At 44.6% G+C, this 18,515-nt stretch carries 15 protein-coding genes and 2 tRNA genes; 13 read left to right on the top strand and 4 right to left on the bottom strand.

Going from position 1 to position 18,515, the window contains the following annotated elements; translation table 11 throughout:
- Positions 1-76 precede the first annotated feature (76 nt).
- Together ACZGCQ_RS00995 and ACZGCQ_RS01000 are read left to right on the top strand one after the other, a co-directional pair.
- A complete protein-coding gene (locus ACZGCQ_RS00995) occupies positions 77-1,507 on the top strand; it encodes an NAD(P)H-hydrate dehydratase (protein WP_481265117.1) in 1,431 nt (476 codons plus the stop codon).
- A gap of 152 nt (positions 1,508-1,659) precedes the next feature.
- Positions 1,660-3,489 carry an EAL domain-containing protein gene (locus ACZGCQ_RS01000; protein ID WP_481265118.1) on the top strand — a complete coding sequence of 610 codons (1,830 nt, stop codon included), beginning with the start codon at positions 1,660-1,662 and terminating at the stop codon, positions 3,487-3,489.
- Between the two features lie 55 nt (positions 3,490-3,544).
- Here ACZGCQ_RS01000 and ACZGCQ_RS01005 read toward each other — a convergent pair whose 3' ends face one another.
- The 4 genes from ACZGCQ_RS01005 to ACZGCQ_RS01020 all read right to left on the bottom strand — a co-directional run bounded on the left by ACZGCQ_RS01005 (position 3,545) and on the right by ACZGCQ_RS01020 (position 7,157).
- Positions 3,545-4,627 carry a GGDEF domain-containing protein gene (locus ACZGCQ_RS01005; protein WP_481265119.1) on the bottom strand — a complete coding sequence of 361 codons (1,083 nt, stop codon included), beginning with the start codon at positions 4,625-4,627 and terminating at the stop codon, positions 3,545-3,547.
- 98 nt (positions 4,628-4,725) lie between these two features.
- A complete protein-coding gene (locus tag ACZGCQ_RS01010) occupies positions 4,726-5,295 on the bottom strand; it encodes a 5' nucleotidase, NT5C type (RefSeq protein WP_251137596.1) in 570 nt (189 codons plus the stop codon).
- Positions 5,296-5,394: 99 nt separating this feature from the next.
- Positions 5,395-6,504, bottom strand: coding sequence for a flavodoxin-dependent (E)-4-hydroxy-3-methylbut-2-enyl-diphosphate synthase (gene ispG, locus ACZGCQ_RS01015; protein ID WP_023467533.1), 1,110 nt, complete (start codon positions 6,502-6,504; stop codon positions 5,395-5,397).
- A gap of 167 nt (positions 6,505-6,671) precedes the next feature.
- Positions 6,672-7,157, bottom strand: coding sequence for a hypothetical protein (locus tag ACZGCQ_RS01020; RefSeq protein WP_406748870.1), 486 nt, complete (start codon positions 7,155-7,157; stop codon positions 6,672-6,674).
- A 207-nt stretch (positions 7,158-7,364) separates the two neighbouring features.
- On the opposite strand from ACZGCQ_RS01020, the gene ACZGCQ_RS01025 reads away from it, so the two are divergent.
- The 11 genes from ACZGCQ_RS01025 to phoU all read left to right on the top strand — a co-directional run bounded on the left by ACZGCQ_RS01025 (position 7,365) and on the right by phoU (position 18,451).
- The gene (locus ACZGCQ_RS01025; protein WP_481265120.1) at positions 7,365-9,008 is read left to right on the top strand and encodes a Na/Pi cotransporter family protein; all 1,644 of its coding nucleotides are present in this window, start codon (positions 7,365-7,367) and stop codon (positions 9,006-9,008) included.
- Between the two features lie 128 nt (positions 9,009-9,136).
- A tRNA-Met gene (locus ACZGCQ_RS01030) sits at positions 9,137-9,210 on the top strand.
- An 11-nt stretch (positions 9,211-9,221) separates the two neighbouring features.
- A tRNA-Ile gene (locus ACZGCQ_RS01035) sits at positions 9,222-9,295 on the top strand.
- Positions 9,296-9,411: 116 nt separating this feature from the next.
- Complete coding sequence (locus tag ACZGCQ_RS01040) at positions 9,412-10,872, top strand: alpha-amylase (protein ID WP_047396429.1); 1,461 nt, start codon at positions 9,412-9,414, stop codon at positions 10,870-10,872.
- A 93-nt stretch (positions 10,873-10,965) separates the two neighbouring features.
- Positions 10,966-11,574, top strand: coding sequence for a superoxide dismutase (locus tag ACZGCQ_RS01045; RefSeq protein WP_029341059.1), 609 nt, complete (start codon positions 10,966-10,968; stop codon positions 11,572-11,574).
- Between the two features lie 135 nt (positions 11,575-11,709).
- Positions 11,710-13,782, top strand: a complete 2,073-nt coding sequence (locus ACZGCQ_RS01050; RefSeq protein WP_481265121.1) for a peptidoglycan D,D-transpeptidase FtsI family protein — start codon at positions 11,710-11,712, stop codon at positions 13,780-13,782.
- 225 nt (positions 13,783-14,007) lie between these two features.
- Positions 14,008-14,952, top strand: a complete 945-nt coding sequence (locus ACZGCQ_RS01055; RefSeq protein ID WP_023467538.1) for a PstS family phosphate ABC transporter substrate-binding protein — start codon at positions 14,008-14,010, stop codon at positions 14,950-14,952.
- Positions 14,953-15,042: 90 nt separating this feature from the next.
- Positions 15,043-15,984, top strand: coding sequence for a phosphate ABC transporter permease subunit PstC (gene pstC / locus ACZGCQ_RS01060; RefSeq protein WP_047396437.1), 942 nt, complete (start codon positions 15,043-15,045; stop codon positions 15,982-15,984).
- Between the two features lies 1 nt (position 15,985).
- Positions 15,986-16,894, top strand: a complete 909-nt coding sequence (gene pstA, locus ACZGCQ_RS01065; RefSeq protein WP_029341063.1) for a phosphate ABC transporter permease PstA — start codon at positions 15,986-15,988, stop codon at positions 16,892-16,894.
- 99 nt (positions 16,895-16,993) lie between these two features.
- Entirely contained in the window at positions 16,994-17,770 is a 777-nt protein-coding gene (pstB, locus tag ACZGCQ_RS01070; RefSeq protein ID WP_053454494.1) for a phosphate ABC transporter ATP-binding protein PstB, read from the top strand.
- Positions 17,771-17,788: 18 nt separating this feature from the next.
- Positions 17,789-18,451: a phosphate signaling complex protein PhoU gene (gene phoU / locus ACZGCQ_RS01075; protein WP_481265122.1), complete on the top strand. Its 663-nt coding sequence runs from the start codon at positions 17,789-17,791 to the stop codon at positions 18,449-18,451.
- Positions 18,452-18,515: the final 64 nt, after the last annotated feature.

Genomic DNA, 18,515 nt, shown 5'->3' on the forward strand with positions numbered 1-18,515 from the left:
AGTCGGGCGTCCTTTTTTCGTTTTGGAAGACTAGTCCTGTTCAAAACGGGAATAGTCGAACAGAGGTGATGAGAAGATGATTTATGATACACAAGAAGCGCGACAAATCGATGAGTGGGCACGGACGTCCGGACTTCCACTTGAAGTGCTGATGGAACGAGCCGGAAGTCACATCGCAACACGTATCAAGGAGCGTCATAGGAAGACGGAGCGAATCTTGATTTTATGTGGGACAGGCAATAACGGCGGGGATGGGTATGTCATTGGTCGCGAACTGATTCGAGACGGTTTTGATGTCACACTATTTGCGCCATTTGGAGAGAATCGTTCAGATACATCCATCGTTCATGTTCATTATGCAGAAGCGTTTGGACTTGTGACCGAACAACCGTGTGGTCAATATGATGTCATTCTAGATGCCTTGTATGGAACGGGATTTGATCCAAAGCGGATTGATCCGGTGTTCGAAGCGCAGTGTGAATTCGTATCGGAACAAAAGCGGCAAGGGGCACGTATCTATGCCGTAGATGTTCCAAGCGGAGTGCCGACGGATCATGCAACGGAATTTAAGGAGACGGCGATTCGCGCAGACGTGACATTCCAATTGCATGCGATGAAACGCTCTGCTTTTTTAATACGAACGGCCCCGTTTTATGGCGAATCCGAAACGATTGATATCGGATTACCGACTTTTGGCGAATGGCGTGTGTCCCCTAAGGATGTGACCGCCTTATTCAAGCGGGAACCATACGGGCACAAAGGAACGTACGGGACGGCGCTATTGATTGGTGGAAGCGAGACGATGCCGGGTTCCATCCAACTCGCGACACGGGCAGCTTTACGAACAGGAGTCGGTAAACTACAAGTTGCGACAACGGCACTTGCGAAACACGGAATTATCGTCCAAGCACCGGAAGCAATGGTCATTGATCAGACGTTACCAGCGATTCAGGAAATGCTCCCTTCCATCTCAGCAGTTGGGATTGGTCCCGGATTATCGCAAGAGGCAGCCGAAACATGGGTGGACTATCTGCTTAAGAGTGATTTGCCGGTTGTATTAGATGCTGCAGCTCTAGTAAAAGAAAGTTATCCCGAACGAACCGCGCCAATCATCGTTACACCGCATATCGGGGAATTCGCCCGGATGACGAATCAGAGTGTCGCAAGTATTCAAGATGATCTTTTCGGTCAGGCAACCGACTATGCCATCTTGCATCAAGTGACTGTCGTTTTGAAGTCCCATGTCATCTTAATCGCAAAACCGGATGGAGGCGGATTCGTCGTCTCTGGTGCATCAAGTGGTCTCGCGAAAGGAGGAAGTGGGGATACTCTGTTTGGCATACTAACTAGCCTTCTTGCACAACATCCAACAGGCGATATCGAACAAACGCTAGCGCAAGGAGCAGAGTGGTATGCACGTGCTTCTCGGCAAGTTGAACGACGTTTACATCCGAGCAGTTTGTTAGCAACGGATGTCATCGAAGAGCTAGGTCGACTTGAGTTATAGAATAATGAATGTGAGAGAAAAAGTCTTCCGCGATACGCACAAGGGAAGACTTTTCTTTTTAGGAAAGAATTGACACATTCTATACGACAGGAGTATCATCAAGCGATGTCGAAACCTATATACGGAAAATCTGCTGGAAAGGAGGGAATTACATGGAGGACATTGTTCGGAAACAACAATGGTGGATCGGAAATTTTGCCCTGTTCATGATGCTTGTTGGCGCTCTAATTATTTATACAACGACGGAAGAGACAATCAAGAATGCGTATTTGAGTCGTTCTGTCATTATTTCATTTTTAGTCATCATGGGTATTTTTATTTTTTATATCAGTCGTCGTAAGATGGGCACCGTGCTGCAAACTCACCTATTGTCCTTGATGTTGCTCGTCGTTCCAATCACTTCGATTAGCTTTTTACCTTATGCGGCGGTTACCGTTTGGGCTAGCAGCTTTCTATTTTTAATGATCGCTTTAATCTCCTATCAACGAATCATGATGTGGTATGCCATCGTTATTGCTGTGGCAACTAGTTTTTATGTCATGTGGAATGCCGATACCGTGACGGTAGAAATTGATCCGACTGATCATTATGGACGAATTGGCATGATTATAATTGGTGTTTCAATCGCCTTGGTCATCAATCATTTGCATATCCGTAATTTAAATCGTTTGAATGATCTTGCGATACAACTACACGATACGGCACGCCGTGACGAAGAGACGGGTGTCTTGAATCGTCAAGGATTGAACGAAGTCGATTTTCCACGACCTGAACAAAAGCTCTTTTTTGTAGGGATTCATTTAGAAAATTATTATGAGTTGGCACGGTATTTTGGAGAAGACATTCAGTCACATGTTTTACGAGCGTGTATCGAACGGCTCAAGCGAAAACTACCTCCTTATCAAGCATTTGCTCGCATCGAAGCGGGAACGTTATTAATCGTTATGGAAAAGCCGGACGAGGTGGCGTGTAAGGAAGCAATGGAAGAATTGAGTCAAGAAATCTCCGTACCTTATGAAATTGAGGGGCATCATGTCTATGTCAACATATCCATCGTCATTGATAATGGCGAAGGGGCGACCAACAATCGAAAGCGTCGGGTGCAGCAATTATTGACTGCCTTACAAGAAGCAGCGCAACAAAACGAACGTGTGATGTGTATTGACCAAGAATGGCGTAAGGATCAAGAATTACGAGTCAAAGCAGCACAATCCCTAGCCCAAGCTAACATCGAAACGGATTTTCATCTGGTTTATCAATTACAATACGATGTTCAATCAGAGCAATTCATTGGTCTTGAGGCATTGGTTCGATGGAAGACCCCGTTGCAGGGAGCTGATCGACCATCCGTGTTCATTCCGATTGCTGAAAAAAGTGACTTGATCATTCGTTTAGGAGAGTGGATCTTTGAGGAAGGGTGTAAGACGCGTAAAGCATTAATTGGTCTGGTTCCAGATGAGTTTACGCTGTCGGTCAACGTATCACCACGCCAGTTGACGAGTGAGGCATTCATGCCATTCATTGAACGAACACTACTCAAGTATGCATTAAAGCCGCAACAAATTAAGATCGAGATCACAGAAAGTCAGTCGCTTGATTTTGAGAGTCAGTCGATTCATCGAGCGCTTAAGCGTATCAAAACGCTCGATTTCCCGGTTTCGCTTGATGATTTCGGAACCGGACATGCCTCATATCACGTCCTAGAACGCTTATTGCCGTTACGCCAATTAAAGATTCCGAAGCAATTCATCGAACAAATCGGCGAATCGGAGAAACGACAATCCATCCTCGAGTCAATTTTCCAATTGAGTCAATCGATGCATGTCGAATGTATCGTTGAGGGCGTAGAGACAGGAGAAGAAGTACGTATTGCCAAGGAAATCGGCATTCATCTATTCCAAGGTTATTTCTTTGCTAAACCGGTACCACTTGAAGAAATCATATGTCTCCTGCAAAAAACAAATGAAGGAACGGTCCGTTGACCAACAAAAGCCACTTCAGTCCGAATCGCTCGGAGGAGAAGTGGCTTTTTAGTATTCATTCCGATCGATACAGGCGATACTGATTTCGTCCTTGCGCTTTGGCTTCGTATAAAGCGCTATCCGCTTGCTTAAATACTGTTTCAGTTGGTTGTTGATGAGCGTAAGCAATACCTGCGGACACCGTAATGGATACGGCATGATCTTGCATGACGAATGGTGTTTGCTGAACGGCTGTTACGATTGTTTCAGCTAGGACGACAGGAGGATGCAATTCAATGTCTGGAACGATGACGATGAATTCTTCACCACCATATCGACCGACCGTAACCGGTGCCGGACAATGCTCGTTCAATAAGATCGAAAAGTGGCGTAAGACAGCGTCTCCGACAGCATGACCGTGGGTATCGTTTATATTCTTAAAGTGATCCAAATCAAACAAGATGACGCCCCAAGCATCTTTACTCTTTTCGAGCGCCGTGACTTTTTCTAAAATGACATGGCGATTCGCGAGTCGCGTCAATTGATCGGTCGAAGCAAGGTAGGATTGATAAGAATAAAGAACAAAATGCTGCTGAAGGAGTGAAGACAAACGATAAAACAAAAAGGCTCCACCAATCGTTAAAATGAAATATGGAATATAAATCGTTCCCCAGGCATCCGCTGGAGAGTTACTCATAATCAATCGCGAGAGTACGAGTAGGGAACCGACCGTGACGATGGCAGAAAAGAAGTAACCTTGCCGTTTGATGAATCGACGACAAATAAAAGAAAGTACTAAAAATCCAAGTAGTGTGATGACAGAACTAAACAGAGCGCTTAGTGAATCTCCACTATCAATCACGAATCGATAAATCAAGAGCATCAGCCCTGTTACGGCAATACTGATATTACCACCGAACAAGGCAGACAAAGCGAGAGGTAATAACCGTAAATCAATCAATGCTCCATTCAAGTCGATTGCATGATGCATAAGTAGAATGCCAGTTATACCATTGGACAGTCCGAAATAGAGACGAGTAGACATTTTAGAGTCAGGTTGAATTGGCAAACGATCACGAAGTAAGTAAAAGGTGAACGTAGAAACGAAAAAAATAATACAGATATTCATAAAAAAGATATTCACTGTTGCAAGCATCATGAAGCCCTTCCTATATCAAAGTTTCAATCCTATAGTCATTGTACGATATCAAGTCATGTAATGACATAAAAATGGAAAAAACAGCCTAATCGGCTGTTTTAACGAATCGGTGCAAATTTTTGAATCTCTTGAACGGCCTCATTCCATGAAGCGACACGAATGACATTATTCGGTACGGCTTTACGGTTATAAGGTGCGTCGAACAAGATGACAGGAATAGATGTGTCTTCTGCGATCTGCACAGCATTCTCTAATCGGTCTTCCATGAATAAATCGAGTGATAAATCACGGACGACTTGTACTTTGTCGTGTGATCCCGTCATGATCAAGGAATCAAGAGGAAGTTCGTGTTGTTTGATCCACTCTTCTGTTACAGGACGAACGAGCTCCGATCGTGCTGTCACGTAATGAAGATCATATTGCTTCCGCAAATTCCATAAGTGATGGCGAACATGTTCTTGAGGGATGGATTCACGATAAATGCCTGTCTCGTGACCAGAGTTCACCATGTAGTCCCAAAATTCGATTTGATTCATATCGGTATACGTATGCAATTCATACTCGGACGCCTGGTCGAAGTCAATCGACGTTCCGAGATATTTATTCATGTAAGTGAAGCAAGAGGATGGATGTGTGATCGTTCCATCAATGTCGATTCCAATTTTCATTTACAGTCACCCACGTTCTAAAAATTTTTCTTCACTTAGTATAACATAGTCGAAATCGAGATACGAAAAAAGACTCCTCGCGAGGGAGAAGTCTTTAATTTATGCGTGGTTCGCTTTTTCGGCTTCTTTTTCAGCCTGTTTTTCGAGAACGATCGCATCAATCTCTTTCTTCAATTCTTCGACCATCGTTGCTTCCGGTACTTTACGAATGATTTCTCCGTGACGGAATAGCAATCCTTCGTTTCGTGCACCAGCGATACCGATATCAGCTTCACGTGCTTCACCAGGACCGTTGACCGCACATCCGAGAACCGCAACTTTGATGTTCGCTTGGATGTTTTCGATATAGTCTTCGATTTCTGCAGCGATCGACATTAAATCGATTTCGATCCGACCACATGTTGGACATGAGATCAATGTCGCTGCGTTCGCTGCGAGACCAAATGATTTCAAGACTTCTTTTGCGACTTTTACTTCTTCGACAGGGTCCGCTGAAAGAGATACACGAACCGTGTTTCCGATTCCCCGTGACAAGATCGCGCCAAGTCCGGCTGCTGATTTTAATGAACCAGAGCGAAGTGGACCAGATTCCGTAATCCCGACATGAAGTGGGTAGTCGAATGATTCAGAAGCGAGCTGATACGCTTCAAGCGCCAACTGTACGTCAGATGCTTTAAGCGAGACGATGATATCGTGGAAGTCAAGATCTTCGAGGATCTTAATGTGGTGCAACGCGCTCTCAACCATACCACGAGCAGTTGGATAGCCATATTTTTCAAGAATATGCTTTTCAAGGGAACCGGCGTTTACCCCAATACGAATTGGGATGTTTTTCGCTTTTGCTGCTGTCACGACGGCTTCGACCTTTTCGCGACGACCGATGTTACCCGGGTTGATCCGGATTTTATCGACGCCAGCTTCGATTGCCATGAGCGCGAGTTTATAGTTGAAGTGGATGTCTACGACAAGCGGAATGTTGATTCGGCTTTTGATTTCTGCAAGTGCGAGCGCATCACGTTCTTCTGGACAAGCGACGCGGACGATTTGGCAACCAGCTTCTTCAAGGCGTAGGATTTCAGCGACTGTCGCTTCGACGTCGTGTGTTTTAGTTGTCGTCATACTTTGGATGATGACTTCATTATTTCCACCAATGACAAGGTCCCCTACACGAACGGGACGAGTCTTAGAGCGATGGACCATTTTCGGCATATCGAAAATCTCCTTTTGTGGCATACCGCCATATTGTTTATGTTTACCTTTTCTATCATATCGAACTATTCCCTAAAAATCGAGAAACAAGAACGAAAATTGAACATTTACAATTGTTTAATGAAAGAAGGGCGTCCGTCAATCCGTCGGACGCCTGATTTTAATACTCATTGGGGTTTACGTGAAGCGCGTGGCTTTGAGGAACGGGCAATCCATAATGGCACTAATGTGTAGACGAAGTGTCCAATTACGAGCACCCCGATTCCGAAGCGAGGATAATCGAGTTGGTATAGAAGCATACCAAGTGGGAAGGACCAGAGATTCGTTGCAACCGTATAAGGAAACGTTTGGCGATACGCCCACGGACGGGGAAGTAACAATCGGACAAATCCTTTTGTGAGATACGCCATAAACAATACGTAAAGTAATACAGCGATTGCGATAAAGATGAAATGAAGGATAAACCAGACGACGATCGGGATGTTTTTTTGTAAAAAGAAGGAATCAATGACCGTTGTCCAAAAAGAAATCCAAGCTAATCCACAGAAATAAAGGGAAACATCTGCCAAACGAAGACGCAAAAACGGACGATTTGGGATTAAGGAAGTTTGTAAGTAATTAATCAGTTGACGTAAAAATGACAAGTAAATCACTCTTTCTATTGTTTTATAACAGAACTTATTTAATTTATTTTCATTGGTAATAAAGGCTTTTTGTGTAATGGTACAGATTAATAAAACCTTAACAAACGGATGTCGGAAAAACTATTTACAAGTTCACTGGACCTTTACATAATAGGGGAGTCGAAAAAATAAACTTTACAAACACATCAATCCACATGAAATAAAGGAGCTGGCAAGATGAACTATGATTTGCAGGAAATGATTTTCACCTTCATTGGTGGACTCGGGATTTTCCTTTTCGGTATTAAGTATATGGGAGATGGGCTCCAAAAAACAGCAGGAGACCGATTACGTTACATCCTCGATAAATATACGACGAATCCACTATTAGGTATTCTAGCAGGTATCGTTGTCACGATTTTAATTCAATCTTCGTCAGGGACGACCGTCATCGTCGTCGGTCTCGTTAGTGCGGGTCTGATGAATTTACGACAGGCGATCGGAGTCGTCATGGGGGCAAACATCGGAACAACGATTACTGCCTTCATCATCGGCTTTAACGTCAAGGAAGCAGCGCTTCCAGCGATTGCGATTGGTGCTTTCTTGATCTTCTTCTTCAATAAAGAACGGGTTCAATACATCGGACAGATTTTCTTCGGATTTGGTGCATTGTTCTATGGTCTCACTTTGATGGGCGACGGAATGGCTCCGCTTGAATCAAGCGTCTGGTTCCGTGAGTTGACTGTATCGATGTCGGATAACCCATTGCTGGGTGTCTTCGTCGGAACAATCTTTACTGTTCTTGTTCAGTCGTCGTCAGCAACGATCGGTATCTTACAAGAGTTGTACGCTGGTGGCATGATCGATATCAAAGCAGCTCTTCCGGTCTTGTTCGGTGATAACATCGGAACGACGATCACAGCAGTACTCGCAGCACTTGGTGCGTCGATTGCAGCTAAACGAACAGCAGCAGCACACGTCATCTTCAATATCATCGGAACAGTATTGTTCCTGATTGCATTACCAATCTTCTCAAGCTTCATCATATGGATCACAGGCACGCTTGAATTAGGTCCGAAAATGCAAATCGCCTTTGCACACGGAACATTCAACGTCGTCAATACGTTGATTCAATGTTGGTTCATTGCGCAAATCGCATGGCTTGTACAAAAAATCGTACCGGGTACGGATACGACGATTGATTCAAAACCGCGTCATCTCGATCAAAATATCTTGAACCAATCTTCGGCACTCGCATTAAACCAAGCGAAGCTTGAAGTGTTACGAATGGGTGAATTCTCAAAAGATGCGCTTGCAAAAGCACACCGTTACACACAATCGCATGATAAAAAGGATGTATCAGAATCAGAACAGATCGAATATGCGATTAATCATTTAAATACAGAAGTCACAAGTTATCTCGTTAAAGTAGCGGCACATGATCTATCAGAGCGTGAATCAAATGAACACTCGTTACTGATGCATGCCGTCAATGACTTTGAACGAATTGGTGACCACGTCGAAAACATCGTCGAATTGGTCGATTTCCAAATCGTCAACCGGATTCAGTTCACATCATCAGCGAAACAAGAGCTTGATGATATGTATGCCTTGACGCAAGAAATCGTCGACTGTGCCGTTCGCGCCGTCGAAGAGGACGATGTTACACGAGCTCGCAAAGTTCTAGAACTCGAAGGTAAACTTGATGCACTCGAACGTTCATTCCGTAAACACCATGTCCTTCGTGTTAACGCTGGCGAATGTACGGGCCAAGCAGGGATGATCTTCGTCGATCTCTTGTCGAACCTCGAACGAATTGGCGATCATGCTGTAAACATCACGGATCTCGTCCTTGAACAGCGGACGGCATTAACGAACTAAGCGAAATACGATTTGTCTATGACAGCTGATTTCAAAAAATGAAATCAGCTGTTTGTTTTTTTGAAATAGCATATTGACAAGTTTCGCCACATCTCGTAATCTAGTAAGAGTAAAGCAACATACATCATGGCGGTGTAGCTCAGCTGGCTAGAGCGTACGGTTCATACCCGTGAGGTCGTGGGTTCGACTCCCTCCGCCGCTACTATTACTTAAGGACCCTTAGCTCAGCTGGTTAGAGCTGACGGCTCATAACCGTCCGGTCGCAGGTTCGAGCCCTGCAGGGTCCATTCAGTAGAACGCACCTCGTTGAAAAACGAGGTGCGTTTATTTTTGTTCCTCCGGGGAATAGTAAAGATATTGTAATAATATTCATACTATAGTAACTAAGGGAGAGCGAAGAGAGATGGAACGTAACCATACGATGATGCAGTTTTTTGAGTGGCATGTAGAGAATGATGGGAAGCACTGGCAACGCTTGAAAGAGCGGGCGCCTGAATTACGTGCTGCCGGCATCACGTCCGTGTGGATTCCACCGGCGTCAAAAGGTCAATCAGATGAAGATACAGGATATGGAATTTATGACGTATATGATTTAGGCGAATTTGATCAAAAAGGAACGGTCCGTACGAAATATGGTACAAAGGATGAACTCGTCGAAGCGATTCAAGTCGCTCGTGAGAATGACATCGCCATTTATGCGGATGTTGTCATGAACCATAAAGCAGCAGCCGATGAACTTGAGACAATCAATGTCGTTGAGGTCCATCCAGAAGACCGTTCGAAAGAAATTTCAGAAGAATTCGAAATCGAAGCATGGACGAAATTTACGTTCCCTGGTCGAAACGGAAAATATTCGGATTTTGTCTGGACACATGAATTCTTTAATGGAACGGATTTCGATGCCCGTGAAGAAAAAACCGGTGTCTTCAAGATATCCGGTAAAAATAAAGACTGGAACGATCAAGTCGATGACGAATTCGGAAACTATGATTATTTGATGTTCGCGAACATCGATTATAACCATCCGGAAGTACGTGAAGAGATGATCCGCTGGGGGCATTGGTTCCAAGAGACGATTGACTGCCAAGGATTCCGACTCGACGCCATCAAACATATCAATTATGAATTCGTTCATGAATTTGCAAAATCGATGATCGAGAAAAATGATGGCGATTTCTATATGGTCGGGGAGTTCTGGAAATCAGATCTCGATGATTGCCGTCATTTCCTTGATAGCGTTGATTACACGATCGATTTGTTCGACGTTCCCCTTCATTATAAATTCCATGAAGCTTCGAACCAGGGACAAGAGTTTGATTTAACAACGTTGTTTGCAGATACGCTCGTCGAATCACACCCGACGAATGCCGTCACGTTCGTCGATAATCATGATTCACAACCAGGTGAATCACTCGAATCATGGGTAGATGACTGGTTCAAACAGCATGCGTATGCATCGATCTTACTTCGGAAAGACGGTTATCCATGTGTCTTCTACGGTGACTATTATGGAGTGCAAGGACCTCATCCTGTAGAGGGTAAAAAAGAAATGATTGATGCTTTACTGTATGCACGTTATCACAAAGCATATGGTGACCAAGAAGATTATCTCGATGATCCGCATTGCGTCGGTTGGGTTCGTCGAGGCGTAGAAGAAATCGAGAACTCTGGCTGTGCTGTCTTATTGTCGAATGCTGACATGTGCGAGAAGCGCATGTTCGTTGGTGAAGAGCGCGCGGGACAAGAGTGGTTCGATTATACGAACCACCAAGATCACCCAGTTGTGATCGACGATGAAGGATTCGGTGTCTTCCCAGTTCCAGGTGGAGGTGTCTCTGTTTTTGCTCCACGAGAAGTCGAGTAAATCCGAGGGTCTTGACTTGCGTCAACACAGGTTCTTTTGCTAGTCTTAAAGGGTATTGAAGTTTTCGAAAATAGCACAAAGGGGGACATGAACATGTCAAAATTTGAATTACCAGAACTCGGCTACGCTTATGATGCGCTTGAGCCACATATCGATGCTCGTACGATGGAGATTCACCACACGAAACACCACAACACGTATGTCACGAACGTGAATGCGGCGCTTGAGGGTACAGAACATGAAGGAAAGTCACTTGAAGAACTTCTTCAAAACTTGGATGCTCTCCCAGCAAACATTCAAACTGCAGTCCGTAACAACGGTGGCGGTCACTGGAACCACTCATTCTTCTGGAAACTGCTGAAGAAGAACGATGGAGCTGCTCCAACAGGGGAACTCGCGACAGCAATCGATGAATCATTCGGATCATTTGATGCATTCAAAGATGCGTTCGCGAAAGCAGCAACAACTCGTTTTGGTTCAGGTTGGGCTTGGTTAATCGTTGACGGTGGGAAATTGGCAGTCGTTTCGACACCAAACCAAGATACACCAGTCATGGAAGGCAAAACACCAATCCTCGGTCTTGATGTTTGGGAACATGCATACTATCTCAACTACCAAAACCGTCGTCCTGATTACATCAATGCGTTCTTCAACGTCGTTGATTGGGATCACGTAGCGAAGCTTTACGCTGACGCGAAGTAATGTGAAAACGAGCGTATCGTTCAATTGTGAACGATACGCTTTTTTTAATGCGGAAAATGATGGGATAGGTTGTTATGGAAAGTTTCCTTCTATATAATGAAACAAGATGACTTTTGAACGATAGGGGAGTACGCCATGGCTAAACGAATCACCGTACGAGGAAGACGGCGTAATCATCTGCCGCTTCGTCTGAATTTAATGTTCTTCGTCGTTTTTTTATTGTTTGCGATTTTGATTTTCCGTTTAGGAGTCGTGCAAATCGTCAATGGTGAGAAAATTTCGCGGGAAGTTCAAAAAACAGAAATGATTGCATCAAAATATGAAGTGCCACGCGGAAAGATTTATGACCGGGATAGTCGTCTTTTGGTTGATACGATTTCTAAATACTCCATCGTCTACCGTCGAGCACAAACGACGAAAGTCGATGAACGCATTGAGATTGCACAGCGCCTTGCGGCAATCATTGATTTGCCTAAAAAAGATTGGAAAGTCACAGAACGTGATATTAAGGACTTCTGGATCGCGACAAACACGAAAGAGTCTGATCGTCGTTATCAAGAAGCCGTTAAACAGAAATATCCTTCAGCAGAAGCACAAAGTAAACTATCAATCGCAGAACAGGATCAAATCCGATTAGATGCGATTACGAAAGACGATATCGATTATGACGATCAAACGATGGAAGTCATTGCGATCAAACACAACATGGAAGTCGGATATGCGCTTGATCCACAACTCGTCAAACTCGGTGCTTCTGCAAAAGAGATGGCGATCATCGATGAAAATCTAGAAGATTTAAAAGGTGTATCGGTGGAACCGTTCTATGAGCGTTCTTATCCATATGAAGGAACACTTCGAAACATCTTTGGGAAGTACTCGAAGATTCCAGCAGAACAACAAGCGGAGTTCAAAGCAAAAGGTTACAGCTTGAATGACCGTGTCGGAACATCATTCCTTGAACAACAGTATGAGGATCTTCTGCGCGGGAAACCCGCGTACGATGTGTATGAGACGTTCAATGGAGAGCCGGTCGGTGATCCAAAACGCGAAGAAGGCGAGTCCGGTAAAGATCTCGTTCTGACCGTGGATGCAGAGTACAACAAACAAGTCGACCAAATCATGCAACAAGCGATTAAAATGGGGCGTGGCATGGGTAGTCGTTATCTAAAAGAAGGTTACGCCGTCGTCATGAATCCACAGACTGGTGAGATTCTTGCGATGTCTGGTCAAAAGCTGGATCCAGCAACCGGTAAGTTCTCAGATGTCGCAATCAATAACGTGTTGACGTCCCTTCAGATCGGTTCGACGATCAAAGGTGCAACGGTTGCGATGGGACTCGAGGAGGGCGTCATCCGTCAAAACGAAGTCATCAATGATGCGCCGATCACAATCGGGGGTACGAAAAAAGCATCGTACGTCAATATGGGAGCAATCACAGATTTGACGGCACTTGAGCGTTCATCAAACGTTTATATGTTTAATATTGCGATGCGGATGGCGAAGTACCCAAGTAACGGTATTGCCGGAGCAAGTGTGGACGGAGCAGCTGCGATCATGCAGAATTACTATAGTCAGTTCGGGCTTGGAGTGACAACGGGTGTTGATTTACCGTACGAAGCAAAAGGTGTTCAAGGAACACCTGACCGTGTCACGCTACTCATGGACCGAGTCATCGGACAGTATGATGCCTTTACACCGCTACAAGTCGCACAGTATATTTCAACGCTTGCCAACGGTGGCTATCGTGTTCAGCCGCACTTCTTAAAAGAAGTTCTCGCGTCGAATTCAATTGAAAAAGGGACAAAACAAGTTGATTATAGCTTCAAGACGAATTACCTGAATCGGATTGAAGTCAGCCAAGATAACATTGATCATGTCCGAGAAGGATTGCATCGTGTTGTCAAGGGAGAGCGTGGTACAGCAAAAATCATCGCACAAACTGGTATTGATGCAGCTGCTAAAACAGGTACAGCGCAGGTCAGTGTCTATGGTGACGATGGAATCGCCTTACGTGACGGAAGCGGTCAACCGGTTCGTTCATTGAACTCGAACCTCGTTGGCTGGGCGCCGTATGATAATCCAGAGATGGCGTGGGCCGTGTTCCTTCCTTATATGGAACAAGAAACCGTCAACTCGAAAATTGGTCACGATCTTGTCAAAGCGTACTTTAATGTCAAAGATATCCCGTGGCAAACTAAGCCAAATTAACTAGATGGAAAACGAGAGTGAGCAATCACTCTCGTTTTTTTGTTTGCATTGACCTTTTTTTCTAATGGATTTCGAATTGTAAACACCAAAAAACACGCCTTTACAATTCTTTTACGTTGGATTCATTTCGTTTTAATAGTTCATCCGTAGTATAAGTCTTGTAAGGAAAACGGATAAAAAGTCGTAGCATCGTCAGCGACATACTTTCGAGGAGGAAAATTAATCATGTCTTGGATGAAAAAAACAGCACTCATCACAACGGTAGCATCAATCGCAGTAGTGGGGGCAGCATGTGGTAACGATAAAGGCGGTTCTGCTAGTTCATCTGATTTAAAAGGAAAAATCGCAATCGACGGTTCTTCTACAGTCTTCCCGATCATGGAAGCTGTCGGTGAAGAATATTCGATGGAACAACCTGACGTAGATGTCACAGTCGGTGTCTCTGGTACAGGTGGCGGATTCAAACGCTTCGTCGTTGGTGAAACAGATCTTTCAAACGCGTCGCGTGAAATTAAAGAAGAAGAAGCGGCTGAAGCGAAAAAGAATAACATTGAATTCACGAAAATGGCACTCGCATATGACGGTTTGACTGTCGCAGTCAGCAAAGAAAATACATGGGTAAAAGAACTCACAATGGAGCAACTCGAGAAAATCTGGCTCGACCCGAACATCAAGACTTGGAAAGATGTTGATTCTTCTTATCCGGCTGAACCATTAAAATTCTTCAGTCCAGGTAAAGATTCAGGAACATTCGACTTCTTCTCTGAGGAAGTACTTGAGAAAAAAGACATGCGTAAAGATGTTCAATTATCAGAGGATGATAACGTTCTCGTCAAAGGTGTTGAAGGAACAAAAGGCGCAATCGGATACTTCGGATATGCATACTACGCTGAGAATAAAGATAAGTTGAAGGAAGTACCACTTTCTGCTGAAGGAAAAGACGCAGTCGATCCAACACCAGAAACGATCAAAGATCTTTCTTATCCACTATCACGTGAAATCTACACGTACATCAATAACAAATCGATGAAAGACAAAAAACAAGTCGCTGACTTCGTTCAGTTCACGAACGAAAACGCTGGTGATCTTGCTGAAGAAGTCGGATATATTAAAATGCCGCAAGATCGTTACGATGAAAACGCAAAAGCAATTGAAGACGCAATGAAATAAATCATCGAGTCATGAGGATGGCCCAACCGGGGAAGTCTGTACCGGTTGGGTCCCGTTCTCATGTCAAGAAGGAGTAGGGAGTGAAGAAGGATGAGTTCAACACAAAATAAATCGGTTCGCGAGCTGATTCAACAGAACCGACAGCAAAAATATAGTATGAAAAACGTCATGGAACGCGTCATGCCGATCGTGTTATTCCTTTGTGCGTTCGTCTCGGTCGTTACGACCATCGGCATCATTCTCACGTTAGTCATTGAAACAGAACACTTCTTCGAAGTCGTTCCGTTCAAGGAATTCTTCGGCAGTACGAGCTGGTATCCACTCAACTCACAACCAGAGTATGGAATTTGGCCACTTGTCGTCGGTACGCTTGAGATTACCGTGATTGCGATGCTAGTTGCCGTGCCGATCGGTCTCACATCAGCGATTTATTTAAGTGAGTACGCGTCAGACCGCGCACGCCGTATCTTAAAACCAATTCTTGAAGTCTTAGCTGGTGTTCCGACAATCGTTTTCGGATTCTTCGCGTTGACGTTCGTTACACCATTACTCGTAAAATTGATTCCAGGAATTCAAATTTACAATGCGCTTAGCCCAGGGATTGTCGTCGGGATCATGATCATTCCGATGATCGCTTCGATTTCTGAGGATGCGATGAGCTCTGTTCCGAAAAAAATTCGTGATGGTGCGCTTGCACTCGGTTCGACACGTCTTGAAGTTGCATTAAAAGTCGTCGTTCCAGCTGCCTTATCAGGTATCATTGCATCGATCGTACTCGGTATGTCACGTGCAATCGGGGAGACGATGATCGTAACAATCGCTGGTGGTTCGAATCCGACAGCTGCGATTGATCCACTCGAGCCAGTCCAAACGATGACAGCGTATATCGTTCAGGTCGCCTTAGGTGATGCTGGATTTGGAACTGTCGAATATTACAGTATCTATGCGGTTGGTACACTCTTGTTCGTCTTCACATTAGTGATGAACTTACTTGCGAACTGGATCACACGCCGCTTCAGAGAGGAGTACTAAGATGGCCTTACCAGAAAAGCAACCTGTCTCGAAAAAATTCATTGATCCGGTCGCGGTGAAGAAATCGATTAGCCAGCGACTCGTCGTCAACAACGTCACAAAAGTCATTTTCCTTGCTGGACTGTTCTTTGGTCTCGTCGTCTTAGGTATTCTCCTGTTCGGCGTCATCCGTGACGGTGCGTCATGGTTATCACTTGAGTTTCTGCAAAATGCACCATCACGCCGTTCGGAACGTGCCGGGATTTATCCGGCGTTAATGGGCTCTATCTTCTTGATGCTTTTGATCATCCCAATGATTTTCATCATTGGTGTCGGGGCAGCGATTTACCTAGAAGAGTATGCGAAGAAGAGTCGGATGACTTCATTCATCGAAGTCAACATCTCAAACCTTGCTGGTGTTCCGTCAATCGTCTTCGGTTTACTTGGTTTGACGTTCTTCGTACGTAACATGGGCTTCGGTTCAACATTGATTGCAGGAGCATTGACACTCGCGTTGATGAGTCTTCCCGTCGTCATTGTCTCGTCCCAAGAGGCAATCCGTGCCGTTCCACAAGCAATGCGTCATGCATCACTTGCACTCGGTGCGTCAAAATGGCAAACGACGTTCAAAGTCGTTCTTCCGGCATCATTACCGGGTGTCATTACTGGGATCATCTTGGCTGTATCCCGAGCAATTGGTGAAACAGCACCACTTATCATGGTCGGAGCTGCGATTTTCATCGCTCGTGCGCCAGAAAGTATTTTCTCGGAGTTCACAGCATTACCGATTCAAATCTACAACTGGACAAGTCGTCCACAAGCGGACTTCCAAGGACTTGCAGCGGCAGGCATCATCGTCTTAATGGTTATCCTCTTGACGATGAATTCACTTGCAATCTGGATCCGGAACCGATTCTCAAAACGCTACTAATCGAACGAGATAGATAGAAGGGATTTTTTTTAAGGAGGAAGACAGATGATGGATACGAAGCTGAATACGAAATCAGTCGTTACAGAAGGGACAGAGCGTATGAATCAACCAGTAGCAGCACGTGAGAGCGTCTATAACGTCAAAGACTTAAACTTATGGTACGGTGACGATCATGCGCTGAAAGATGTCAATCTCGACATTAAGAAAAATGAAGTCACGGCAATCATTGGACCGTCTGGCTGCGGGAAATCGACATTCATCAAAACATTGAATCGAATGGTCGAACTCGTTCCGATCGTACGGACGAATGGTGCAATCGAGTATCACGGACGTAATATCTTTGATAAAGAATACGGTGTCGAAGAATTACGGACATCGGTCGGAATGGTCTTCCAGCAACCGAACCCATTCCCAAAATCAATTTATGACAACATCGCTTATGGTCCCCGTGTCCATGGCGTCAAAAACAAAAAAATCCTCGACGAGATCGTTGAACGCAGTTTACGCCGTGCGGCAATCTGGGATGAAGTCAAAGATCGTTTGAACGAAAATGCCTATGGTCTTTCTGGTGGTCAGCAACAACGTCTTTGTATCGCGCGTTGCCTTGCAATCGAGCCAGATGTCATCTTGATGGATGAGCCGACATCGGCACTTGATCCGATTTCTACATTAAAAGTAGAAGAACTCGTCCAAGAGTTAAAATCAGACTACTCGATCATCATCGTGACACACAACATGCAACAGGCGGCACGTGTTTCGGATAAAACAGCGTTCTTCTTGAATGGTGAAGTCGTCGAGTTCGATCAAACAGACCGGATCTTTGGCAATCCGAGTGACAAGCGGACGGAAGATTACATTTCAGGACGATTCGGATAAGAAGGGGAGACGAGACGAATGGCAGCGAACCGTACGATTTTTGGAGAAAATCTTGCAATACTCGATCAAAAGGTCTTTTTACTGGCTCGTAAGACGATGCAACAGATCGCAACGACGGCAGAAGCACTCGAAAAATATGATCAAGACATCGCGCGTGGTGTCATCGAAAACGATACTGAACTCGATGATCTTGAGCTCGAAATCAACGATGATGCGATTTTATTAATCGCGAAGCAACAACCCGTTGCGACAGATTTAAGACGCATCATCACGGCGATGAAAATTTCGTCGGATCTCGAACGGATTGCCGATTATGCGGGGAATATCTCAAAAGCGGTTCTTCGTGTCGAAACATTCCCGTATGTCATCGATATCTCTTTGTTGAAGGAAGCATTCGAGACATTACTGGATATGACGGAAACTGCAATCGTCGCCTATCGTGATGGAGATGTCGAGAAAGCAAAAGCCTTGTCTGATCTTGATAACGTCATTGATGAGACGACATATAAGGCACTTCGCCAGTACATGCGTCATATGTCGCTTCAGCCGATCGTCGTCGATGAAGTCATGCAATTCACGAACATTTGCCGCTACATCGAGCGGATGGGTGATCACTTGACGAACGTCGGGGAGCATCTGATCTATCTCGAAAAAGGAAAACATTATGATTTAAACGGATGAATCAAGTAGGCAGGAGGAATTTCCTCTGCCTACTTTTTTTGTAAAGGGATTCGAAACACGTTTG

The sequence above is a fragment of the Exiguobacterium sp. HSB13 genome, from assembly GCF_056764755.1.